Source organism: Halomonas sp. CnH100-B, from assembly GCF_024124605.1.
Lineage (GTDB): Bacteria > Pseudomonadota > Gammaproteobacteria > Pseudomonadales > Halomonadaceae > Vreelandella.
Map to the genome: position 1 here is coordinate 149,567 of NZ_JAMXRX010000005.1, position 21,235 is coordinate 170,801.

Genomic DNA, 21,235 nt, shown 5'->3' on the forward strand with positions numbered 1-21,235 from the left:
GTGCCACTTAGCCCAGCGCGAGCCACAGGCCGACACCTATCATCAACGTTCCGGCAATACGGTTTAGTAGCCTGACGTTCCCGCTTTTGCCCAGCAGCTTACGCAGCGTCTTACCGCCGGTCGCGTACACCAGCATACTGGCAAATTCGATGGTAAGAATGACTGCGATCAACATACTGAGCTGCGGCGCTAGCGGCTTGCTGCCGTCTAAAAACGGAGGCAGCAGCACCATGAAAAATGCCCACCCTTTCGGATTGGCGACCGCCGTGACCAACCCTTGCATCGCCAATTGAAGCCGACCGGCGGCCGGGCCGGTATTCAGCTCACTGGGAATGGCCATCCGCCCGCGGGAGCGCCACATCATGATACCCAAGTAAGCCAAATAGGCACCGCCCACCCATTTGAAGGCGACGAACAGCTCTGGCTGGCGCAACATCAGCGCGGCCACGCCCGCCCCTGCGGCGGCAGCCACGAACCCGACGCCAATCAGCTCTCCGATCATCATCCACAGCGTGCGTTTGACGCCTTGCGTCATCCCCAACACCATGGCCAGGGTCATACACATCCCTGGCGTTAACGAGACGAAAAGAAACGTAGGTACGAAGACCGAGAGCGTCGCCCATGACATCATGGCTCACCGTCCTTGTTTTGTGCATCGCGAGAGGTCGCGGTGGCGTGGGATTCTTCGCCCCAGCGCGGCATCAGGGTATGCGCAATCCCCAGCTGGTTGAGAATGCGGGCTACGATGAAGTCGATCAAATCTTCCAGGCGCTGCGGGCGGTGATAAAACCCCGGCGCGGCGGGGAGGATCACCACGCCCAGGCGGCTCAGCGCCAGCATGTGCTCTAAATGGATCGGTGAGAACGGACTTTCTCGGGGCACCATCACCAGCGTGCGGCGCTCTTTGATGGCGACGTCCGCCGCGCGCTCGATCAAATTATTGCTCGCGCCGGTGGCCACTGCCGAAAGCGTGCCCGTCGAGCAGGGGCAAACGACCATCGCCGACGGAGCCCCCGACCCAGACGCCACTGGCGCCATCCAGTCCTCACGGCCAAAGCAGCGAATCTGCCCAGGCTGCGCACCGCTTCTTTCGGTCAGCGCCTCGACCAAACGCTGCGGCTGCGCCGGAAGGGAGACGTCGGTTTCCGTCGCAATCACCATATGCGCCGCCTTGGAAATCATCACCCACACTTCGTGCCCGGCGTCCACCAGCACGTCGATCAATCTCAAGCCATACTGCGCGCCAGAGGCACCGGTGAGGGCTACGGTTACCGGTGGTTTAAACGTCGTCGTCACTTCGCCTGCTCCCGCTTGGTTAATGCGTCCAGTAATCGCTCATGCACGCCGTCGAAGCCACCGTTCGACATCACCACGATACGGTCGAGGGGTGACGCCTGTGTGACCACAGCATCGACCAGAGCATCGATGTCATCAAACAGCGCGGCCCGCTCCCCTTGGGCCTTTACGAGCGACTCCATCGACCAGGCCACGCCGCTGGGCTGAAACCAGAACACGGCATCCGCCTCGGCGACGCTCTCGCTCAAACGCTCCCGCAGAGCGCCCAAGCGCATGGTGTTGGAGCGGGGCTCGATCACCGCCAGCAAACGTCCTTTGGTGGTAGCGGCGCGCAGGCCTTGCAGCGTGGCGGCAATGGCCGTGGGGTGATGGGCAAAATCATCGATGACCTGGATGCCGTTGACCTCTCCTCGAACCTCCTGGCGACGCCGTGGCGTTTGAAAGCGCGCCAGCGCCGCACAGGCACGCGCCAAATTCACCCCGCAAAGGCGTGCCGCGGCCAGGGCGGCCAGGGCGTTGCGGGCATTATGTTCGCCCGTAAGCGACCACTCCACGACGCCATCCTCTTCGCCCTGCTCACCTAAATGCAACACCTGAAAACGGCTGGCATCGGGACGCTCCAACCGCAGCTGCCACTGGCTGCCGTGGCCGGTGCCAAAACGGATTACGGGAGACCAGGCCCCCATCGATAGCACCCGTTCCAAGGCGGGCTGCTGATCGGCCACCAGCAGATGCCCTTGGCTGGGCACGATACGTACCAGATGGTGAAACTGACGTTCGATGGCCGCGAGGTCAGGAAAGATATCGGCATGATCGAATTCAAGGTTGTTCATCACCGCAACGTTTGGCCGGTAGTGAACGAATTTTGAGCGCTTATCGAAGAAGGCCGTATCGTACTCATCGGCCTCTACTATGAAAGGCGCATCGGGAGCCCCCAGCCGAGCGGACACGCCGAAGTTGCGCGGTACACCGCCAATCAGGAAACCGGGCGATAGTCCGGCGCTTTCCAGCAGCCACGCCAAAAGGCTTGCGGTGGTGGTCTTCCCATGAGTACCGGCCACCGCAATCACGTGGCGCCCTGGCAGTACGTAATCCGCTAGCCACTGCGCCCCCGAGGTATAGCGCTGGCCACGATTAAGAAGTGCCTCTACCTCTGGATTTCCACGTGAGAGCGCGTTGCCGACGATCACCACGTCGAAGGCCTCCGAGAGATTTTCCTCGCGATAGCCCTCCATTAACGTGATGCCCGCCTCGGCAAGCTGAGTGCTCATTGGCGGGTACACATTGGCATCGGAGCCGCTCACCTCATGACCCAACTCCCGTGCGAGAAGTGCAAGGCTCCCCATAAAGGTGCCACAGATACCAATTATGTGTAGACGCATGGGCCGAGCGCTCCCTTCCTAACCATTTCAAACGATTGAACTTACTAGACACATCAATCAACGAGCGCTGAGATTAGCACGCCAAGCGGTGTTGCTCACCTCGTTCGCGGGAAGAGAGGGCGTGCAGGGTAGAGAAAGTGACAATGGAGGCGATTTATTGCAGGATGCGCCCACCCTTTCTTCACCATTTCCATTACCAGACCCTGCGCGGTGATCCGCAACCCAGGAGAGGAGTCCATCATGCGTCTATTGATTCGTTACTTTTTTAGAGGTGTTCGCGTTCTGCTGGCCCCGGTCATGCTGATCTCCGAGAAGCTCTCGACGCCCGCCTCCGTTACGCGCACGCCTGAAGAGCAGGCCGAGGTGGATGCCGCCTGCCAGAAACTCGCGCTCTACCAGTTTCGGACATGCCCCTTCTGCATCAAAGTGCGCAAAGAGATGGCACGACTGGGGCTCAATATCGAACGTCGAGATGCCCAGCTAGACCCCGACCACAAACAGGCCCTATTGGAGGGCGGCGGTAAGGTCAAAGTCCCCTGCCTGAAAATTGAGCATGATGACGGCCAAGCGACATGGCTCTATGAATCGGATGAGATCAACCGCTGGCTGCAGCAGCGCTTTGGCGCTCACTAACGGCCTTTAAAACTCCACCCTTTGCGCAACCAGCTCGAAGTGGACGTGAATATCGATGCCCTCCGACGTGTTGGGGGGCGTATTCGCGTCGCGTTGCAGTGCCAGCACGCCTTGAATCTCGCCTTTTAAATGTAGCTCGCGTCCCTGCTGCTCACCGTGGTTCAACGTCACGTCGACACTGCCCCCTTCCGAGGTATAGAGAGGTGGCATAGCCGTATGACCGATGAGCTGCATGACCTTGGCCGCGACGAGCTTGTCACCCTCCAACACGAAGCTCAGTACCAGCGCCTCTTGAGCATCCCACTCCAACGGGTCGATGAAGCCGGTAACCTCGACTTGGCGCTGATCGCCGACTTCCATAAACGTCGCATTGGAGTCGTCCCCCTGTCGTAATACGAACCAAGCATGCTCCTCACCGTCCAACGTTCCGACTATGTTCGCCGTTTCGTCAGCGCCTGCCAGCAGCGAGCCGCAGGTTAATGCACTGGCGAGCAGCCAGCCAACTCCTTGTTTGAACATCGTCTACTACGCCTTATGTGATCGGTTTGAGGCTAGCCTAACCCACCGCTGACACGCATCGACTTTTGTCTAATCCTATTGCTTCCAACGTGCGCCGTTAGCCCCATCATTTAGCAGATGAATGATGCCAGTCATTATTTCGATTGTATGACGCTATCACCTCTCTCTATGTTGTCAGCATAGCTTACGAGCTGACCGTGTCTGTTTTGCTGGTTCGTGACGCGCCTGCGACTCGCCCAGTAAAGCGAACAATAAACAACATGCATGGGAACAAAGATGACGCTCAAGAAGACACTACTGGCCTCCGTGATTGGTGCGACCGTAGCAGCAACTGCCATGTTGCCGATGACGGCTAGCGCTGAAACCCTGCGTATCGGTTATTCTGCCGACCCTGAAACCCTGGACCTGCATGAGCAGCTCTCGGGCGGCGTGCTGCGCTTTTCGCACCTTGCTTTCGATCCGCTGGTACGCTGGACCAAAGACTTCCAGTTCGAGCCGCGCCTGGCAACCGAGTGGGAGCAGGTCGACGACACCACCATGCGCATGACCCTGCGTGAAGGCGTGACCTTTCACTCGGGCAACCCTTTCACAGCAAAAGATGTCGTATGGACCATTGAGCGTCTGAAAGAGAGCCCGGACTACCGCGCCATTTTTGACCCGGTGGCTAGCGCAGAAGCCATCGACGACTACACCGTCGAAATCACCACGTCTGAGCCCTATCCGCTGCTGCTGAACCTCGCCACCTACATTTTCCCGATGGATAGCGAGTTCTACACAGGCGAAACCGAAGAAGGTAACGACAAAGCCGAGATCGTCAAAGCCGGTAACTCGTTTGCTTCACGTAACGTATCAGGCACCGGCCCGTTCATCGTGACCGACCGCCGCCAGGGTGTCCGCGTCGACTTCAAACGTTTTGAGGACTATTGGGACACCGAAAGCGAAGGCAACGTTTCTGAAATCATCCTAACGCCGATTGCCGAAAACGCCTCACGCGTGGCGGCCCTGCTGTCTGGCGGTGTGGACTTCATCGATGCCGTTCCGCCCAACGACTTGGATCGTGTGCGTGACGCTGACGGTGTGGAATTGGTCGAAGTGCCCGGCACCCGTATCATCGGCTTCCAGCTCAACGAAGAGCGCGTGGAAGCCTTCCAAGATGCTCGCGTTCGTCAAGCCGTTGACCTGGCCATCAATCAGGAAGGCATCGCCGACCGCTTGATGCGCGGCTTCGCCACGCCGGCTGGCCAGTTCTCTCCGGAAGGTTACTCTGGCCACAACCCGGATCTCGTTCCTCGCTACGACCTGGAGCGCGCCCAAGCGCTGATGGCCGAAGCGGGCTACGAAGAGGGCTTCACCGTCGACATGATCGCGCCGAACAACCGCTACGTGAACGATGCGCAAATCGCCCAGGCGGTGGCCAACATGCTGGCACGCATCAACATCACCGTTAACCTGCGCACCATGCCGCTGGCTCAGTACTGGCCTGAGTACGACACCCGTCAGTCCGACATCGCCATGATTGGCTGGCACGCGGATACCGAAGATACCGCCAACTTCTTCCAATACCTCTCGTTCTGTATCGATGAAGAGAGCGGTGCTGGCCAGTACAACTACGGCAGCTACTGCAACGAAGAGATCGACGCGCTGGTGACGGAAGCCGATGGCGAAACCGATCTCGAGAAACGTAACGAGATGCTGCGTGAAGCCGAAGCCATGCTGTATGAAGACGTCGGCTTCGTCATGCTGCACTGGCAAAATCTTGCCTACGCCGCAGCGGAAGGCGTTGACGTTGAACCAGTCGTTAGCGCACTGGACTTCCCCTACCTGGGTGACTTGGTGATCGAGCGCTAAGCCCCACGCTGAACCGATAACCCGCAAGGATGCTTCGCTCTCCAGTCATGCTGGAGGGCGAAGCGTTTTCTTTGGGCCGCCACGGCCCTGATGCGGCGCTTCTCTGATTAACCTACATAGGTGGCGTACGCCATGATTGCTTTTTTAATCAAGCGGCTGATGCACGCAATATTGGTGATGTTTGTCATCAGTGTACTGGCCTTCGCCATCCAGGATAACCTGGGTGACCCTGTACAGCAGATGGTCGGACAGTCGGTCCCCGAAAGTGAACGCGAAGCCATTCGTGAACGGCTGGGGCTCAACGACCCCTTCCTGGTTCAATACGTGCGCTTTGCCAAAAATGCCGTTCAAGGGGATTTTGGCGACTCCTATTTCTACCGCGAACCGGCGCTGGAAGTGATTGCTCGGCACCTGCCCGCTACCCTTGAGCTGGTTTTTGCCGCCACGCTAATCATCGTGCTGCTGTCGGTGCCCATTGGCGTTTATAGCGCGATCAAACCGCGCTCGCCCATCTCCCGATTTTTCATGGGCGCATCGATCATCGGCATTTCGATCCCGGTCTTTTTGACCGCCATCGTGTTGATTCAAATTTTTTCGATTGGCATCACCGTCTCGCTGTTCCCCGAAAGCACGGCCTGGGGCGCTTGGCTCAACGGTGTGTTATCGACCGAGGGCAATATGCCGTCGTTTGGCCGTGGCTATGATTTGGTGCACGTCGTGGGCCACTGGGATACCAACCTAGTGACCTGGGACGGCTTGAAGCACTTGGTGCTGCCCGCCGTGTCGCTGGCGTCGATCATGCTGCCGCTGTTCATACGTTTGATTCGCGCAGAAATGATGGAAGTGCTGCAGTCCGAGTACGTGAAGTATGCCCGCGCCAAAGGAATCTCCATGCGTCGGGTCTATTTCGTGCACGCGCTGAAAAACACCATGCTGCCGGTTATTACCGTGGGCGGCGTGCAAATCGGTACCATGGTGGCCTACACCATTTTGACCGAAACCGTATTCCAATGGCCGGGCATGGGGCTGATGTTCCTCGACGCCATCAACCGTGCCGACATTCCGCTGATTGTTACCTACCTGATGATTGTCGGCGTCATTTTCGTGGTTACGAACACCATCGTGGATCTGATCTACGGCTTCGTGAACCCCACTGTAAAACTGACAGGTAAGCCCGCATGACCACGTCTACCACGTCCACTGCCCCAAGCCGCTGGGAGCGCATGCGCGACTCCTTCTTGTGGTACAGCTTCAAACGCGACCGCACGGCGCAATTGTGTTTGGCGGTCTTCATCTGCCTCGTCATTGCAGCTTTTTCAGCACCGCTTTTAGCGCCGACCGACCCTTATGACCTGGCGCAAATCGACATTCTCGCCTCCGAGCTGCCGCCCTTTTGGATCGATGGCGCCGACGAGATGTATACGCTGGGCACCGACGCCCAGGGGCGCGACCTTTTGTCGATCATTCTCTACGGCACGCGGGTATCGCTGCTGATCGGTTTTGGCGCGGTGGCGCTGCAAGCCCTCTTGGGGGTGACCTTCGGCCTGATGGCCGGCTACCTGGGTGGCCGTGTCGATGCATTCCTGATGCGCCTGGCCGACATTCAGCTCTCGTTCTCGACGCTGATGGTGGCCATCGTCGTGGGTGCCGTGGTGAAAGCCACACTGGGCAGCGCGTTCTACAGCCAGTACGCCGTTCTGATGCTGATATTGATCATCGGCCTTGCTGAATGGCCCCAGTATGCTCGTACCGTGCGCGCCTCGGTACTGGCCGAGAAAAACAAAGAGTACGTGGATGCCGCCCGTGTCATGGGCCTGCGGAGTAAACGCATCATGTTCCGCCATGTGCTGCCGAACACGCTTTCACCGATCTTCGTTATCTCCACGGTGCAAATTGCCAACGCCATCATCTCCGAAGCGGCGCTGTCGTTTTTGGGTCTGGGTATGCCGGAAACGCATCCCTCGCTGGGTTCGCTGATCAAAGCAGGCTTTGACTATATTCAATCAGGCTCTTGGTGGATCACGTTGATCCCCGGTGCGGTGCTGGTAGTGCTGGTGCTGTCAATCAATCTTCTGGGCGACTGGCTGCGCGATGTCATGAACCCACGACTCTACAAAGGCTGAGGACACCATGGCACTTCTTGAAGTTTCTCAACTCGATGTCCGCTTTGCCCTGCGCCAGGGCGAAGTGCGCGCCCTGCGCGACGTGAATTTCACCCTGGAGCGCGGCGAGCGCTTGGGTATCGTAGGCGAATCTGGCGCGGGTAAATCCGTCGCCGCTTTCTCACTGCTGAATTTGATCGCCAAGCCCGGGTTTATTGCCGGGGGTAGCATTACTTTCGAAGGGAAAGAGCTCAACAGCATGTCGGAGCGAGGCCTGCGCAAAGTGCGCGGCAACCGCATTTCGATGATCTTTCAAGATCCGATGATGACGCTGAACCCAGTGCTCTCCATCGGCGAACAGATGGTGGAGTGCTTAAAGGCACACCGTCGCATCTCTACCAAAGAAGCCCGTGCCATCGCCCTGGATAAGCTGCGCCAGGTGCAGATCCCTTCTCCGGAAAAGCGCTTAGACCAGTACCCCCACGAGCTTTCCGGCGGGATGCGCCAGCGTATTATTATCGCCATCGCCCTGCTGCTCGACCCGGACATCATCATTGCCGACGAGCCTACCACGGCGCTAGACGTGACGATCCAGGCCGAAATCATGGCGCTGCTGCTGGAGCTGTGTGAGCAGCACAACGTGGGCTTGATTTTGATTACCCACGACCTGGGCGTGGTGAGCCAAGTGACTCAGCGCATGCTGGTCATGTACGCAGGCCGTGTCATTGAGCAAGGCCCCACGCGGGAAATCATCAACGACCCGCAGCACCCTTACACGCAAGGCTTGATCAACGCACTGCCGCAGATGGCAACGCCTGGGGAAAAGCTCAATCAGATTCGTGGCAGCATGCCGTCGCTCTCTAACCTGCCCAGCGGCTGTGCGTTTCACCCCCGCTGCGACTTTATTAACCGTGCCGACGGCCAGCCTCGGCCTGCATGCACCCAGCAAGTCCACGATTTCGTTGATTCTGGAAACTGTCGCGTGGCCTGTCACATGGTGGCGGAAATGCTGGAAGATCGCCGCTTGAAGGAGGAAAGCCTATGAACGCCCAGGCGGAAACGATAGCGACCATGCCAACCCAAAATGAAGAGAGTAGCGAGTCACTGCTACAAATTCGCGGTCTCAAAAAGCGCTTCTCACTCTCCGGTGATTTTCTGGAACAGCTACGTTTTAAAGGCGGCAAGCTGGTTCGCCATCAGGAGTATGTCCACGCCATTAACGGCGTGAACCTGGACATCAAACGCGGCGAAGCGCTCTGCGTGGTGGGTGAATCTGGCTGCGGCAAATCCACCGTGGCGCGCACGGTCATGGGGCTGATTTCACCTTCAGAAGGTGAGATTCGTTACGACGGCCAGCGCATCGACAATCTCAGCTCAAAGCAGCTCTTGCCCTACCGCAAGCGCATGCAGATGATCTTCCAAAACCCCTACGCATCGCTGAACCCGCGCATGACAATTCAGCAAACCCTGGAAGAGCCGCTGCGCCTGCACCACCCCGACTGGAACCGCCAGCAGATCCTCGACAAAGTCGAAGACGTGATGCGCTCGGTGGGCATCGACCCGGACTGGGGCAAGCGTTTTGGACATGAGTTCTCTGGCGGACAGCGCCAGCGGATTGCGATTGCTCGCGCGCTCGCCGTCGACCCCGAATTTATCGTGGCCGACGAGCCCATTTCAGCGCTGGACGTATCGATCCAGGCGCAGGTGCTCAATCTTTTGATGGATGCCCAACGAGACCGTAACCTGACCTATCTGTTCATTACCCACGATTTGGCGGTGGTAGAGCATTTTGGGACGCGGGTGGCGGTGATGTATTTGGGTACGGTATGTGAGGTGGCGACGACGGCAACGCTGTTTGCCAAGCCCCGCCACCCCTATACCCAGGCGCTGCTGTCAGCGATCCCCCGCCTGGAAGATGACCGCCCGCAGCATATTCGTCTTTCAGGGGAAGTGCCGACGCCGGTCAACCTACCTAGCGGCTGCGTTTTTCATGGCCGCTGCCCCCATGCCAACGCCCGCTGCAAACAGGAAATTCCTGCCCTGAAAACCCAGGATGACGGCACCCGCGTGGCGTGTCACGCTGTTGAGGAAGGCCGCCTATGAGCGCGGCCCTCTCAACCGCTATACGCTTGGCCGCTTTGCGAGGTAAGGCATGGAAATTCGCTGGCTAGAAGACTTCATCGCCCTGGCCAGAACGCGACACTTCTCCCGCGCCGCCGACGAACAGCACGTCACACAGCCCACCTTCTCCCGGCGCATTAAGCTGCTGGAAGAGGAGATGGGCGTTACGCTGATCAATCGGCAAACGCTACCGCTATCGCTAACGCCTGCGGGAGAAGAGTTTTTGACGCTATGCGAACAGGTTACCGACCGGGTTCGCTTAACACGCGACCGCGTTCGTGAAATCAGCGCCGGGCAGCAGCGGCGCATCATGGTGGCCGCACCGCAAAGTCTGCTGGCGCACTTTCTGCCGGAATGGCTCGCCAGCACCGGCTGGCAGGCGCGTATTCAACCGTATTTGCGCGCCACGGGCTGGGTGGCCAGCGACTACTTTCAAGCGCTTGCCCGGGCAGAGTGCGACTTGGCGATTTGTTACTGGCCCGTTGGGCGCTGCGATTTGGATATCGATACCAGCGCCTGTACGTATCGGGTGATCGGCCATGAGCGGCTGATCCCCGTAACCGGGCTGGCGCGGGATGGCACTGCCTGCGCTTTGCTACCCGGCTCACGCCAGCAGCCAGTGCCGTGGTTGGCGTATCCCAAGCGAGGGCTGTTAGGCTCGGCGGTCAAAGCGCACCTGGCGAGACTCCCCCAAAGTACGTACCTAACGGCGCAAAGTGAGAACCTCTATGCAGCGGGCATCAAAGAACTGGTGCTGCTGGGCTACGGCATGAGCTGGCTACCCGAGCGCAACGTCGCGGCAGAGCTCGCCAGCGGCGCTCTGGTGAGAGCGGGTGACAGCCGCTGGGACGTCCCCATGGAACTGCGGCTTTATCGTCACCAAAGCCAACACCACGCCGAACTCGATAGCCTGTGGAGCGAACTCACCCCGCCCCGACCTTGAAAGGACTTCTCTCATGTCAGCAACATTGTATCAACAGCAGCGCGAGCATATCGCGTCGCTACAGCGCGCTTACCAGCAGTGCATGGCGGCTCATCAGCTGGATAGCGTGGCGATTTATAGCGGCCACGCACGCAACCACTTTGCCGACGATCACGCCACCAGCTTTCAGTCTTACGGCCACTTCATCCACTGGGTCGGTCTAGCAGACGTTCAGCATAGCTGGCTGGTGATTCAACCGGATCAACGCCCTCAGCTCTATCTTTACGCGCCCGCCGACTTTTGGCATTTGCCGACACAGCTACCTGAAGAGCCGTGGGTCGCTGAGTTTGATGTGCATCTATGTAGCGACAAAATCACGCCACCGCTATCAGGCCTCGCCGCCATCATTGGCGATGTAACGGAGCTTGAAAGCGCCGCGCAGCTCGCTAACGTGGCCACGTTGCACCCGGAAGCGTTAGTGCGGGAACTCGATGAGCTACGCATGGTGAAATCCACCTATGAAATTGCCTGCCTGCGTGAGGCGAACCGGCTAGCGGTAGCAGGTCATCAGGCGGCTAACGCGGCTTTTATTGGTGCAGCCGCCGAGCTGGATGTGCAACTCGCCTATTTGGGGGCCAGCCGACAGCGCGAGTCGGAAGTGCCCTACCAAAACATTATCGGGCTGAATGAGCATGCCGGGGTCTTACACTATCAGCGCTATGACCTGTCAGCCCCCGAGCAGCGTTATAGCCTGCTGGTAGATGCGGGCAAACGCTTTCGGGGTTACTGCGCCGATATTACTCGCACCTATGCAGGCCCAGATGCCCCCACCGAATTCGGCGCTTTAATCAGCGCCATGCACAGCCTCAAAGATACGCTGATTGCACACATCGCCCCTGGCGTCGATTTCGTTGCACTGCATGAAAAAATGCACCAAGGCTTGGCTGATATCTTGGTCGCACACGGGCTGTATACCGGCAGCGCAGAAAGCGCCGTGGAAGCAGGTATTACGAGAGCCTTTTGCCCCCACGGGCTAGGACACTCGTTGGGTATTCAGGTACATGATGTGGCCGGGTTGATGCAGCCAGACGGCACGCCATCACCAGCGCCTCAAGCTCACCCTGCCCTGCGACTCACCCGGACACTGCAACCCGGCATGGTCGTCACCATCGAGCCAGGACTCTATTTCATTCCCATGCTGCTCGCCCCGCTGCGTAAGCAGACCCACCCCATCGACTGGACGCTGGTCGACCGTCTTGCCATTTGCGGCGGCATTCGCATCGAGGACAATATTTTGGTGACGGATAGCGGCTCAGATAACTTAACACTGTAACGATTGGCCAACAAAAAAACGCCCGGCTCACGTCAGTGAGCCGGGCGTGTACCTAACAAGCCTTGATTAGAAGCGGTAAGTGATACCGCCGCCGATGGTCACAGGCTCGATATCGACTTCACCAATGGTGGCGCCAGCCGCGTTGATATCAGCGCTCACGTCAGCGTAGCTAACGTAGCCGTTCAGCATGACGTTATCCGTCACTGCCAGATCCACACCCGCTTGGCCAATCGCGCCATAGCTCTCATCGATGCTCAAGCTAGCTGGCTCGCTAGAGAAGCTGGTGTAGTTCAAGCCGAGGCCTACGTAAGGCTGAACTTTGGAATCCAACCCACCCATCGGGTAGTAGTTCACCAGCAGGTTCACCGGCAGACGATCTACGCTACCTGCGCTACCGCCGGGCGTGGTGTTCAGATCATGCTCGAATTTTTCCGAGCTGTTGAGCTCAACGCCAAATTTGTCACTAAACAGGTAGCCCGCACCGTAAGTGAAACCACGTGCGCTTTGTACGTTGAGGTCTGCGCCACCAACGTTGCCATTACCTGAGCCCGTGTCCGTTTGGGCAACACCGCCGCGAACAAAGACATCGCCCGCTTCATAAGCCATAGCGGCTTGGCTCGCCATGAAAGCGCTGGCTGAAACGATAGCGGCGGTGATCAATTTCATTTTGCTCATCAGGGTCATCCTCTTGCATCTTGCTTGGGATTGGTGCTGGTCGACACCAGCTAACCTATACAATATATAGTATACGAACACTGTTTCCAAATTTCCTGTGAAATTTTATTATAGGTTTTCTGACTCTGATAGCTTTTATTAACCAACGGCCCCGACAAGCAGGCATAAAAAAAGTCCCCCGAAGGGGACCCAGGTGGAGCACGCCAGCTCACTCGGTGGGTTGCCAGGCATCGCCTTAGCAACGTCGCAAAGAAGGGAGAGCATCGAGTGTCGTCACGCAAGTGACCTAAATGACTCTGTTCATTTGCTGCTTACCGTTTGTATAGCGAGCCGCATGCCAATAAATATATTTCTATTTAAATACATAGCGTTATAAAAAATAAACCGTGTTCGAAAGACGTGCATCGCTTGCCAGTCGGCAAAAGCGCACCAGCAGTGCGCAATTGTTGCTGCGTTGCTCCATAACGAATCATGCCAGCGCCGTCGACGGATAGCGCTACTGGCACACCTGGTTGCGGCCCCCGCGTTTGGCGCGGTAAAGCGCCTCATCCGCCAATACCAGTAAACGATCCCGATCTTGATCTGACGCATCGAGGCTGCACACCATGCCCGAAGAGAGCGTACAGGCAAACTCTTGATCACCCTGGTTGAAGCGTAGCCGAGAGAAGTATTCACGGATGTCTTCTAAACGCTTGCGACCATCCTCTGCGCTGCAGTGAGGCAACACCACCAAAAACTCCTCGCCACCGTAGCGACCGATCATGTCCGTTTGCCGCAGGCGCTGACGGAGCAGCGTCGCCACCGAGGCAATGACGACATCCCCCGTGGCATGACCATAGGTATCGTTGACCGACTTGAAGTGGTCGATATCCACCATCGCCACGACCACCGAGTAGTTCTGGCGATAGCCACGGCTGATTTCATTGATGGCAGCGCTTTTGATACTGGCGTGCTTGAGTAGCCCCGTCAGACTATCTTTATTGAGCAGTGCCGAGAGCGTACGGGAACGCGCCACTCGCACGCGAATCGACGCCACCAGTTGCGCGGCGAGGATAGGTTTGGTGAGGAAGTCGTCGGCCCCGTGGCTAAGCGCATCCACCTGTTTGCCCAGATCCATTTCGGCCGATAAAAATACAATGGGCAGGCTGCTCCACTCGTCATACTGGCGAACCACTGAGGCCAAATCGGGGCCGTCGTAATCCGGCATGTGTACATCCATCAGCAACAGCTCGGGTCTAAACGATGTCAGTTGATCGATGATATGGCGTGGATTGTCCAGAATCCGCACTTCCATCCCAGCGGCTTCCAGCACTAGCTGGTAATACGCAGCCAGCTGCTGGTCGTCGTCCACGACGAGAATACGTGCGGGGGGCGACTGGCGCTCTTGAAGCAGCTGTTCGAGGCGGTTCACCAATTGCGGAATGTTCAGCGGCTTCAAAAAATAGCCTTGTGCACTTAACTGAGCCGCCCGCATACGCGCATCGAAGCTGTCGCAGTCGCTGATGAATAGCAGCGGGCACGAGAGCGCTTGCAGCGGCGCCAAGTGTCCAACGCCGGCCATGGCATCCACGATCAAAATATCAGGAGACTCATCGGCAATCTGCTGACACGCTTCCGGCACAGAGGTAAACAGACGCACCTCGTAACTGAAATTCGTCAACTGTTCGCGAATGTGTTTACCGAGTTTGTCGTCCTCTTCGATCAGCCAAATCTTGGCGGTCGTGCCGCTGACTTCTTGAGGGGCGTCGATGGCCGGTGCCTGCTGGAGGCTTGGTACCAGCTCTACTTGCATGGACTGAAGCTGGCCACTCACTACGTTGACCAGCTGAAGGTCAATCTCTTGATCGCTCTCTTCCAACCAGCGTTTCAGCCCGCCTTCCAATATGCGCGCCTGGCTGCCGATCGTATCGAAACCAAACGTACCCGCCGACCCCGCCAGTTTGTGCAGCCGTCGGTATACATCGGTCAGCGTTTCCCGAGGCGCTTGCGCTTCATCGTCGAGCGCCTCTCCAACGGGGGTCATGAGCTGGGCACGCAACGTCTGTTGAAGACGCGTGAGCACACTGCACAACGAGGCGAGTTCGGTCTGTAAGTTTTGCTGATACGTTTGCTTTAACAGTGCCAGCTTGTGTTCTAAGGATTGTTGATCACGATTTACCACACGCCTGCTCCCAAAGAGTGCGAACTTGATTAGCCAGCGTCATGGGATCAAACGGTTTGGCAATCACACTTTCGGCACCCAGTGCAATGAGTTGGTCCACCTCGTGGGGCTGCACTTTAGCGGTCATAAACGCGACGGGCACTTTCTCAAGGCTCGGCAGTTTACGCAGCGCAGCTAAGGTGGATGGCCCGTCCATGCCGGGCATCATCACATCAAGAAGAATCATGTCCGGCGCATAGGCCACCGCTTCTTCCAACGCCTGCTCCCCCGAGGAGCATACCTTGACATTAAAACCACCGACGACCTCCAGCGCAAGCGCCGCTACCGTTTGGATATCCGGGTCATCTTCCACATACAAAATACGCTCTAAACTGCTCATCCGTTATCCACCATCTGCGCCAGTTGGGTTCGTTGTTGAATGGCCTCGAGCAATTGTGCCGGGCTTATGCGCGATTTTAAAAAAACCGTCTCAACTCGATGTTGATCTGTCTCACTGATTGGCTGTCCCGAGAGAATGATGATGCGTGCGCGGGGCTGGGCTTCTCGAATCTGCTCCAATAAATCCCAGCCCTGGCCGTCGGGCAGCCCTATATCCAAAATGATGGCATCGTAACGACGATAGGTTAACAACCGGCGCGCCATAGCCACGCTCACCGCGTGGTCGCACTCCGCATGTTCGTTCAGCATGGTACGAATCACCGCATGCAGGTCGGGATCATCTTCGATGTGCAGTAGCGTTGGGCGCTCTTGATGGGCCTGGATTTGCTCGCCCAGTAGTGCTAGCAAATGCTGGGCTTGAATGGGCTTCGCTAACCAAGCGATGTCTTCGAGGTGGCCTTCTAAAGCCACTCTGCCCCGCTCTACGCTGCCCGTCACGACCAGCACTGGCGTATGCTTCGAGGCATGCTGCTCGCGTAGGGCATGAATCACATCGAACCCGCTCATGTCTGGCAGGCCGATATCGACGGTGATGGCGTCGTAGCGCTGCTCGGCCAGTTTTTCTAACGCCATGGCACCATTCAGCGCGGAGTCCACCTCGAAGCCTGCCTGAGACAACGTTTCAAACAGCACCCGGACGACGGAGGGATCGTCCTCGATCACCAACACCCGACCAACCTCAACGCCACTGCCCAATGGGCCGCTGACCGTATCGGACGGATGGAGCGGGAGCGAGAACCAGAAGCAACTTCCCTTGCCCTCTTCGGAGGTAAAGCCCATCGAGCCTTCCATGTGCTCCACCAGTTCACGGGTGATCGCCAATCCTAGCCCTGTGCCGCCTTTCGCTCGGGAGTCGGAAGCGTCTACCTGGGCAAACTTGCTGAAAATGTGCGCTTTGAAATGCTCGGGGATGCCCGGCCCAGCGTCTTTGACGCTCACCGTGATGACATGGGCCTGCTTCTCGACACTAATTTGAACATCCCCGCCTTCCGGTGAAAATTTCACCGCATTGGAGAGTAAATTTGCCATGACCTGCTGAAGGCGCTGGCCATCTACGCGCACCTGAGCCTCTGGATAGGGGTTATCCAGCTTTAACGTGACTTGACGCTCGTGTCGGTAGTGGCGATTTTCTTCGATGGCGCTCTCCAACAGCCGCTGTAACGGCTGCCACTGCATGTCGAAGGCCAGTTTACCGGCAGCGATTTTTTCGATATCCAGCAGGTCGTTGATCAAGTGCGTCAGCCGCTGGCTGTTTTTGTGTGCAATGTTGACCATACGCATGACGGTATCCGGCACACTGCCCAGCGCGCCCGCAGACACCATCCCTAGCGCGCCCGAAATGGAAGTGAGCGGCGTACGAAGTTCGTGGCTCACGGTCGCCACGAACTCTTTTTTCATCTGCTCTACCCGCTTCGATTCAGAGATGTCTTCGGCAATACCCAGGTAGCCAGTGATATGGCCTTGCTGGTCTTTGATCGCCGTGACCACCAGCTTGATGGGCACTCGCTCCCCTGAACGGGTCACATAAGACCACTCTTTGGCATCACGCTTGTCCAGGGCGGCGCGGTGCGTGAACACTTCGAAGGGCGTCAACGTGTAGCCGACGCTCTGGTTGAGATCGATGAGCCGCTGTTCGACTTCGTCGGCATCGTGGAACAACATGGGCGTTTGACTACCCACGACCTCGCTCGCCTGATACCCCAACAGGTCTTCAGCGCCTTTGTTGAAGAGCTTGATCACTCCTTGGGTATCGGTGGCGATAATGGCGAAGTCCACCGCAGAATCGAGCACTGAGCTCAACAAGTCATTGCTGCTGGCCAGCGCTTTAGTGCGTTGATCGACCTCACGCTCTAAATTGCTTTGCGTATGACGCAGCCGTTTGAACGCATCGCTGAGTTCGGCGCTCATCGCGCCCAATAGATCGGATAACTGCTGGAACTCTACGATACGGCTGCTAGGCAGCGTGGGCGTCTTGCCGTTTGCGATACTGTCACTTAGCGTACGACCTTTTTTGCCAAGACGGGTCAGCGGCTGGGTGATCGTTCGACTCAACAGCTCGGCCGCTAAAATACCGAAGATCAATACCCCTGCTAACATAGCAAACAGGACGATGCGGTAGGCTTCCATGGCGCTGACGGTAGGGAGTGCCGGTGTTTCAAGTACGACCTGGTCGACGCCTGCCACGCCGAGCGCAGGCAGCTTGATCGTGTAAAGGCCTTGTGAAAAACGCACCGCTGGATTGTCTAAATTGCCGGGCAACCACATTGTGATGCGCTCGCCCACATCAATGAGCTCATCGCCAGGCGCCAGCGTCAAGGAGTTGAGGTTTCCCACCTGCGCCAGTAGCTCACCGTCTGCGTCTAGAAGACCGATATTGACGTCATTGCCCGCACGTACCCGGCCAATATGGTACATGTAGCGCTGATCGGCTTCGGGTTCGGACAGGCGCCCCACCAACTCGTTACCCAAATTATTGAGGTTTTGTTTGACGAAGTTCTCTTGGCCTTGGCGCATGGCGTGGCCTTCATAAAGAATCAGCGGAATACCCGCCATCAGCGTGACCGACAGGAGAGAACAAAATAGTAGGTGTTTGAGCGTTAACAGTGCGCCTGCCGTCGGTAGCCACGTTTTTTTGGACAACCCACAAAAGATGATGATGGCGCTGGCGATAACCGCATTAAAGACACCGTTAATGGCTTGTTTCAAATACACCAGCAGGGTCAGCTCTTGTCCCCATCCCAGCCAATAAGGGAATAACAAGAAGTCGATCGGTGCGGCCACTGCAATCCAGTAAATCAGAGCGGCAATGATCAGGTTTTTGACTTTATGGTGATAGAGCCACGAGACCACTAATGCCTCTAACACGAACACTATGACGGTGACCGGATTTTCCCAAAAGACGTAGGTATAAAGCCCCGCTGCCACGCCTATCAATACAGCAGGCCACATGCCTAACCAAGCAATGGCCAACATGACGGCCACCGAGCCGAAGACGAAATAGACGTTAAACAGTACCGATAACTGCAGCATGTTGCCCGCCACGCCCGCCATGAACAACAGCGCGAACAGCAGGCCTGCATACCAGGGAGAACCCGCGGGTAAGATGTTTCGTTCAGTGCGCATCATGAAGGGCGCTCCTCCGCGTAAGGGAACGTCACATAAAACGTGCTACCCTCTCCTTCGGTAGACTGAAACCCAATGGTGCCACCCATTTGTTCGGTAATCGCTTTACTGATAGAAAGTCCCAACCCCGTTCCTCCTTTAACGCGTCGATCACTGGCATCTGCTTGCGAAAATTTTTGGAATATCCTGGCTCTAAACTCTTCGGGTATACCGCAGCCGCTATCTTTTATATTGATACGTACATCTTTATCACACTCGTCGCAGAAAATAACGACGTCACCGTTCAAACGAGAAAATTTAGCGGCATTTGAGAGCAAGTTGGCCATAACCTGCTGGAAGCGTAGTGCATCGACGTTGATAAAGCGCTTTTTAGATAGCGCCTCTAAACGCAATGTAACGCCGTACTGTTCCGCATAAGGCTGGTTTTCTTGAAGCGCCGCGTTAAGTAACACGCCTAACTCTCTGGGATGACAAATGAAATTTAGCTGCCCCGCCAAAAGTTTTTCAACGTCCAGCAAATCATTGATCAATAACGCCAGTCGCTCGCCATTTTTCAGCGCCATGGAGAGCATTTTATGAGTGCTCTCTGGCAGCTCTCCCGTCGCCCCGCCCAGTACCAACTTCAACCCGCCGGTAATGGCCGTCAGCGGCGTACGGAGTTCATGACTCACCGTCGAGACGAACTCGCTTTTTAGCGCATCAACACGCTGACGCTCTAGCGCCGAGCCAATCCACCGGCTCAGTAGCTTGATGAAGAGGATGTCGGTTTCCGCAAAGGGCTGCTGACGAGGGGCGGCAGAGGAGAAGCTCACCGTGCCGAACAGCTGGTCACCTAATTGGATAGCGCTTCCAATATACGCTTCGAGCCCAAAGGTCTCGTAACATGGATGATGTCTGAGATCGCTCAATGCCGCATTATGGACGGCAAGAAAACCATTGTTCTTTAGCGTCATATCGCAGTAGGTGTTAGCCAAAGGCAGGCATTGCCCAGCTCCCATCGTGACATCCTGCGGGGCCGTCACGGAGACGACCTCAAAAATTCCTTTGTTGATGCGGCTGATGATGCCAATGTCCAGCTGTAAGTAGCGACAGCCCAAGGCCAACGCTTCCTGAAACTGTTGCTCAAGGCTCAAATGATTGGACGTGCTGATTTCGTTGAGCGCAGCCAACGCTTCAGCCAGTAAGCGCTGACGGGCTTCATCGTGAGCCAGTTGGCGCTTCAACTCGTTCACGCTGACAAGCTCATTCTCAAGCCCAGCTCGGTTGATCTCGTCTTCTGCGCACGCTGCCAAATCGCAAAGCGCTTGGCGCTCTTGCGGGCTCAACCGGCGCGGCTCGGAGTGGATGATGCACAGGGTACCCACGGGAAAACCGTCGGCGGTGGCCAGTGGAACACCCGCGTAGAAACGAATACCGCGTCGGGCAGTCACCAACACGTTGGTGTCAAAGCGAGGATCCAGACTGGCATCTTCGATTTCAAAAATGCCTTTCCCTTGAATGGCGTGAGCGCAAAACGACTCTTCCCGGCAGGTTTGCGTCAGCGAAAATCCTTGCCGTGACTTGAACCACTGACGCTCCTCATCGACTAACGACACCAGGGCAATGTCCACGTTGAAAAGGCGTGTGGCCAGCCGGGTAATCCGGTCGAAGCGCTCTTCAGGTGGGGTATCCAAAATAGCCAAGCTATGTAACGCCATTAGCCGCGCTTGCTCACTCTCCACCATGGCAAAAACCTCAAGGGTATCTAACCGCCAATTTTATCCATCGGGCATAGCGCCGCTAAGCTCGTTTAGTTAATGTCAATGTATGCATTATTGTGGCGGCTGTCGTTAGCTGTATCGTTATTTCACATTTGCCTTGGCGGCACGGCTGTAAACACCCTTTTCACACTGGAACAAAACGCATGACAAAACCCCATACCTACTACGTAACGGGTGGCGCGCAAGGCATCGGACTGGGCATCGCCCATCTGCTGCTGGCCGAAGGCCATCGCGTCGCCATTACCGACATCGATGAAGAAGCCCTAGACGCCGCTGCGAAAAGGCTGCCTAACCGTGAGCAACTGTTAACCCTGACGGCAGACGTTAGCGATGAAGCCCAGGTGGCGGCCAGCCTCGAAAAAACCGTCAGCCACTTTGGTCAGCTCAACGGCATCGTGCATAACGCAGGCATTGCCGACCCCTTCCATGGCCCAGTGGAGCAGCTCTCGCTAGAGACATGGCAGGCCTACTTAAACACTAACCTCACTGGCGCCTTTTTGTGCGCCAAACATGGGGCTGCTTATCTACGCCCGCACGGCGGCAGTATGGTGCTGATGGCCTCGTCACGCGCCATCCAATCTGAGCCGGATACTGAAGCCTACGCCGCTAGCAAAGGTGGCATTGTCGCGTTGACCCACGCGCTAGCGGTCAGCCTTGGCCCCGATATTCGCGTCAATGCCGTTAGCCCTGGCTGGATCGAAGTCGGCGACTGGCAAAAACCCAGCCGCCAGCAGCCGGTGGAGCACCGTGATATCGACCGCGAACAGCACCCAGTCGGGCGCGTGGGCACTCCCGAAGACATTGCCGCGCTCACCCGCTTTCTGCTCTCTAAAGAATCCGGCTTTATTACCGGTCAGAACTTTGTCGCCGACGGCGGGATGACGCGCAAAATGATTTACGCCGAGTAGCGGCACAGCCCATC

Annotated in this window: 18 protein-coding genes; 9 read left to right on the top strand and 9 right to left on the bottom strand. The window is 57.1% G+C overall.

The window, feature by feature from the left end; translation table 11 throughout:
* Positions 1–7 precede the first annotated feature (7 nt).
* Genes NH398_RS12980 through mpl form a run of 3 tightly spaced genes read right to left on the bottom strand, consistent with a single transcriptional unit; the run spans position 8 to position 2,678 of the window.
* Positions 8–631, bottom strand: a complete 624-nt coding sequence (locus NH398_RS12980; RefSeq protein WP_253018873.1) for a LysE family translocator — start codon at positions 629–631, stop codon at positions 8–10.
* Positions 628–1,296: a flavin prenyltransferase UbiX gene (locus NH398_RS12985; protein ID WP_253018874.1), complete on the bottom strand. Its 669-nt coding sequence runs from the start codon at positions 1,294–1,296 to the stop codon at positions 628–630. The genes NH398_RS12980 and NH398_RS12985 overlap by 4 nt, the downstream gene beginning before the upstream one ends.
* Positions 1,293–2,678, bottom strand: coding sequence for a UDP-N-acetylmuramate:L-alanyl-gamma-D-glutamyl-meso-diaminopimelate ligase (gene mpl / locus NH398_RS12990; protein WP_253018875.1), 1,386 nt, complete (start codon positions 2,676–2,678; stop codon positions 1,293–1,295). Before mpl ends, NH398_RS12985 begins: the two co-directional genes overlap by 4 nt.
* A gap of 240 nt (positions 2,679–2,918) precedes the next feature.
* Between mpl and NH398_RS12995 the strand changes: the two genes are divergently transcribed.
* On the top strand, positions 2,919–3,311 hold the full coding sequence (locus tag NH398_RS12995) for a glutaredoxin (protein ID WP_253018876.1): 393 nt from the start codon (positions 2,919–2,921) through the stop codon (positions 3,309–3,311).
* Positions 3,312–3,317: 6 nt separating this feature from the next.
* Here the strand turns inward: NH398_RS12995 and NH398_RS13000 are convergent, their stop codons facing one another.
* Positions 3,318–3,830: a hypothetical protein gene (locus tag NH398_RS13000; RefSeq protein WP_253018877.1), complete on the bottom strand. Its 513-nt coding sequence runs from the start codon at positions 3,828–3,830 to the stop codon at positions 3,318–3,320.
* A gap of 276 nt (positions 3,831–4,106) precedes the next feature.
* On the opposite strand from NH398_RS13000, the gene NH398_RS13005 reads away from it, so the two are divergent.
* The 7 genes from NH398_RS13005 to pepQ all read left to right on the top strand — a co-directional run bounded on the left by NH398_RS13005 (position 4,107) and on the right by pepQ (position 12,156).
* A complete protein-coding gene (locus tag NH398_RS13005; RefSeq protein WP_253018878.1) occupies positions 4,107–5,678 on the top strand; it encodes an ABC transporter substrate-binding protein in 1,572 nt (523 codons plus the stop codon).
* Positions 5,679–5,810: 132 nt separating this feature from the next.
* Positions 5,811–6,860: an ABC transporter permease gene (locus NH398_RS13010; protein ID WP_159341894.1), complete on the top strand. Its 1,050-nt coding sequence runs from the start codon at positions 5,811–5,813 to the stop codon at positions 6,858–6,860.
* Positions 6,857–7,801 carry an ABC transporter permease gene (locus tag NH398_RS13015; RefSeq protein ID WP_253018879.1) on the top strand — a complete coding sequence of 315 codons (945 nt, stop codon included), beginning with the start codon at positions 6,857–6,859 and terminating at the stop codon, positions 7,799–7,801. The genes NH398_RS13010 and NH398_RS13015 overlap by 4 nt, the downstream gene beginning before the upstream one ends.
* 7 nt (positions 7,802–7,808) lie before the next feature.
* A complete protein-coding gene (locus NH398_RS13020; protein ID WP_253018880.1) occupies positions 7,809–8,825 on the top strand; it encodes an ABC transporter ATP-binding protein in 1,017 nt (338 codons plus the stop codon).
* A complete protein-coding gene (locus tag NH398_RS13025) occupies positions 8,822–9,883 on the top strand; it encodes an oligopeptide/dipeptide ABC transporter ATP-binding protein (protein WP_253018881.1) in 1,062 nt (353 codons plus the stop codon). Before NH398_RS13020 ends, NH398_RS13025 begins: the two co-directional genes overlap by 4 nt.
* A 49-nt stretch (positions 9,884–9,932) precedes the next feature.
* Positions 9,933–10,844 carry a LysR family transcriptional regulator gene (locus NH398_RS13030; RefSeq protein ID WP_253018882.1) on the top strand — a complete coding sequence of 304 codons (912 nt, stop codon included), beginning with the start codon at positions 9,933–9,935 and terminating at the stop codon, positions 10,842–10,844.
* Between the two features lie 13 nt (positions 10,845–10,857).
* On the top strand, positions 10,858–12,156 hold the full coding sequence (gene pepQ / locus NH398_RS13035; RefSeq protein ID WP_253018883.1) for a Xaa-Pro dipeptidase: 1,299 nt from the start codon (positions 10,858–10,860) through the stop codon (positions 12,154–12,156).
* A gap of 66 nt (positions 12,157–12,222) precedes the next feature.
* Here pepQ and NH398_RS13040 read toward each other — a convergent pair whose 3' ends face one another.
* The 5 genes from NH398_RS13040 to NH398_RS13060 all read right to left on the bottom strand — a co-directional run bounded on the left by NH398_RS13040 (position 12,223) and on the right by NH398_RS13060 (position 20,277).
* The gene (locus NH398_RS13040; protein ID WP_253018884.1) at positions 12,223–12,831 is read right to left on the bottom strand and encodes an OmpW family outer membrane protein; all 609 of its coding nucleotides are present in this window, start codon (positions 12,829–12,831) and stop codon (positions 12,223–12,225) included.
* A gap of 496 nt (positions 12,832–13,327) precedes the next feature.
* Complete coding sequence (locus NH398_RS13045; RefSeq protein WP_253018885.1) at positions 13,328–14,992, bottom strand: diguanylate cyclase; 1,665 nt, start codon at positions 14,990–14,992, stop codon at positions 13,328–13,330.
* Positions 14,979–15,371 (bottom strand): response regulator, encoded by a 393-nt coding sequence (locus NH398_RS13050; protein ID WP_253018886.1) that lies wholly within the window; start codon positions 15,369–15,371, stop codon positions 14,979–14,981. The genes NH398_RS13045 and NH398_RS13050 overlap by 14 nt, the downstream gene beginning before the upstream one ends.
* Positions 15,368–18,556 (bottom strand): response regulator, encoded by a 3,189-nt coding sequence (locus tag NH398_RS13055; protein ID WP_253018887.1) that lies wholly within the window; start codon positions 18,554–18,556, stop codon positions 15,368–15,370. Before NH398_RS13055 ends, NH398_RS13050 begins: the two co-directional genes overlap by 4 nt.
* Entirely contained in the window at positions 18,553–20,277 is a 1,725-nt protein-coding gene (locus NH398_RS13060) for a GAF domain-containing protein (protein WP_253018888.1), read from the bottom strand. The genes NH398_RS13055 and NH398_RS13060 overlap by 4 nt, the downstream gene beginning before the upstream one ends.
* 179 nt (positions 20,278–20,456) lie before the next feature.
* Between NH398_RS13060 and NH398_RS13065 the strand changes: the two genes are divergently transcribed.
* Entirely contained in the window at positions 20,457–21,221 is a 765-nt protein-coding gene (locus NH398_RS13065; RefSeq protein ID WP_253018889.1) for an SDR family oxidoreductase, read from the top strand.
* The last annotated feature ends 14 nt before the right edge of the window (positions 21,222–21,235 follow it).

Excerpts from the sequence above, each read along its gene's own strand:
- NH398_RS13015 (WP_253018879.1), top strand. The coding sequence starts at position 6,857 with ATGACCACGTCTACCACGTCCACTGCCCCAAGCCGCTGGGAGCGCATG.
- NH398_RS13030 (WP_253018882.1), top strand. The coding sequence starts at position 9,933 with ATGGAAATTCGCTGGCTAGAAGACTTCATCGCCCTGGCCAGAACGCGA.
- NH398_RS12995 (WP_253018876.1), top strand. The coding sequence starts at position 2,919 with ATGCGTCTATTGATTCGTTACTTTTTTAGAGGTGTTCGCGTTCTGCTG.
- NH398_RS13020 (WP_253018880.1), top strand. The coding sequence starts at position 7,809 with ATGGCACTTCTTGAAGTTTCTCAACTCGATGTCCGCTTTGCCCTGCGC.
- NH398_RS13040 (WP_253018884.1), bottom strand. The coding sequence starts at position 12,831 with ATGAGCAAAATGAAATTGATCACCGCCGCTATCGTTTCAGCCAGCGCT.
- NH398_RS13050 (WP_253018886.1), bottom strand. The coding sequence starts at position 15,371 with ATGAGCAGTTTAGAGCGTATTTTGTATGTGGAAGATGACCCGGATATC.
- NH398_RS13005 (WP_253018878.1), top strand. The coding sequence starts at position 4,107 with ATGACGCTCAAGAAGACACTACTGGCCTCCGTGATTGGTGCGACCGTA.
- pepQ (WP_253018883.1), top strand. The coding sequence starts at position 10,858 with ATGTCAGCAACATTGTATCAACAGCAGCGCGAGCATATCGCGTCGCTA.
- NH398_RS13055 (WP_253018887.1), bottom strand. The coding sequence starts at position 18,556 with ATGATGCGCACTGAACGAAACATCTTACCCGCGGGTTCTCCCTGGTAT.
- NH398_RS13065 (WP_253018889.1), top strand. The coding sequence starts at position 20,457 with ATGACAAAACCCCATACCTACTACGTAACGGGTGGCGCGCAAGGCATC.
- NH398_RS13060 (WP_253018888.1), bottom strand. The coding sequence starts at position 20,277 with ATGGTGGAGAGTGAGCAAGCGCGGCTAATGGCGTTACATAGCTTGGCT.
- mpl (WP_253018875.1), bottom strand. The coding sequence starts at position 2,678 with ATGCGTCTACACATAATTGGTATCTGTGGCACCTTTATGGGGAGCCTT.
- NH398_RS12980 (WP_253018873.1), bottom strand. The coding sequence starts at position 631 with ATGATGTCATGGGCGACGCTCTCGGTCTTCGTACCTACGTTTCTTTTC.
- NH398_RS13000 (WP_253018877.1), bottom strand. The coding sequence starts at position 3,830 with ATGTTCAAACAAGGAGTTGGCTGGCTGCTCGCCAGTGCATTAACCTGC.
- NH398_RS13010 (WP_159341894.1), top strand. The coding sequence starts at position 5,811 with ATGATTGCTTTTTTAATCAAGCGGCTGATGCACGCAATATTGGTGATG.
- NH398_RS13025 (WP_253018881.1), top strand. The coding sequence starts at position 8,822 with ATGAACGCCCAGGCGGAAACGATAGCGACCATGCCAACCCAAAATGAA.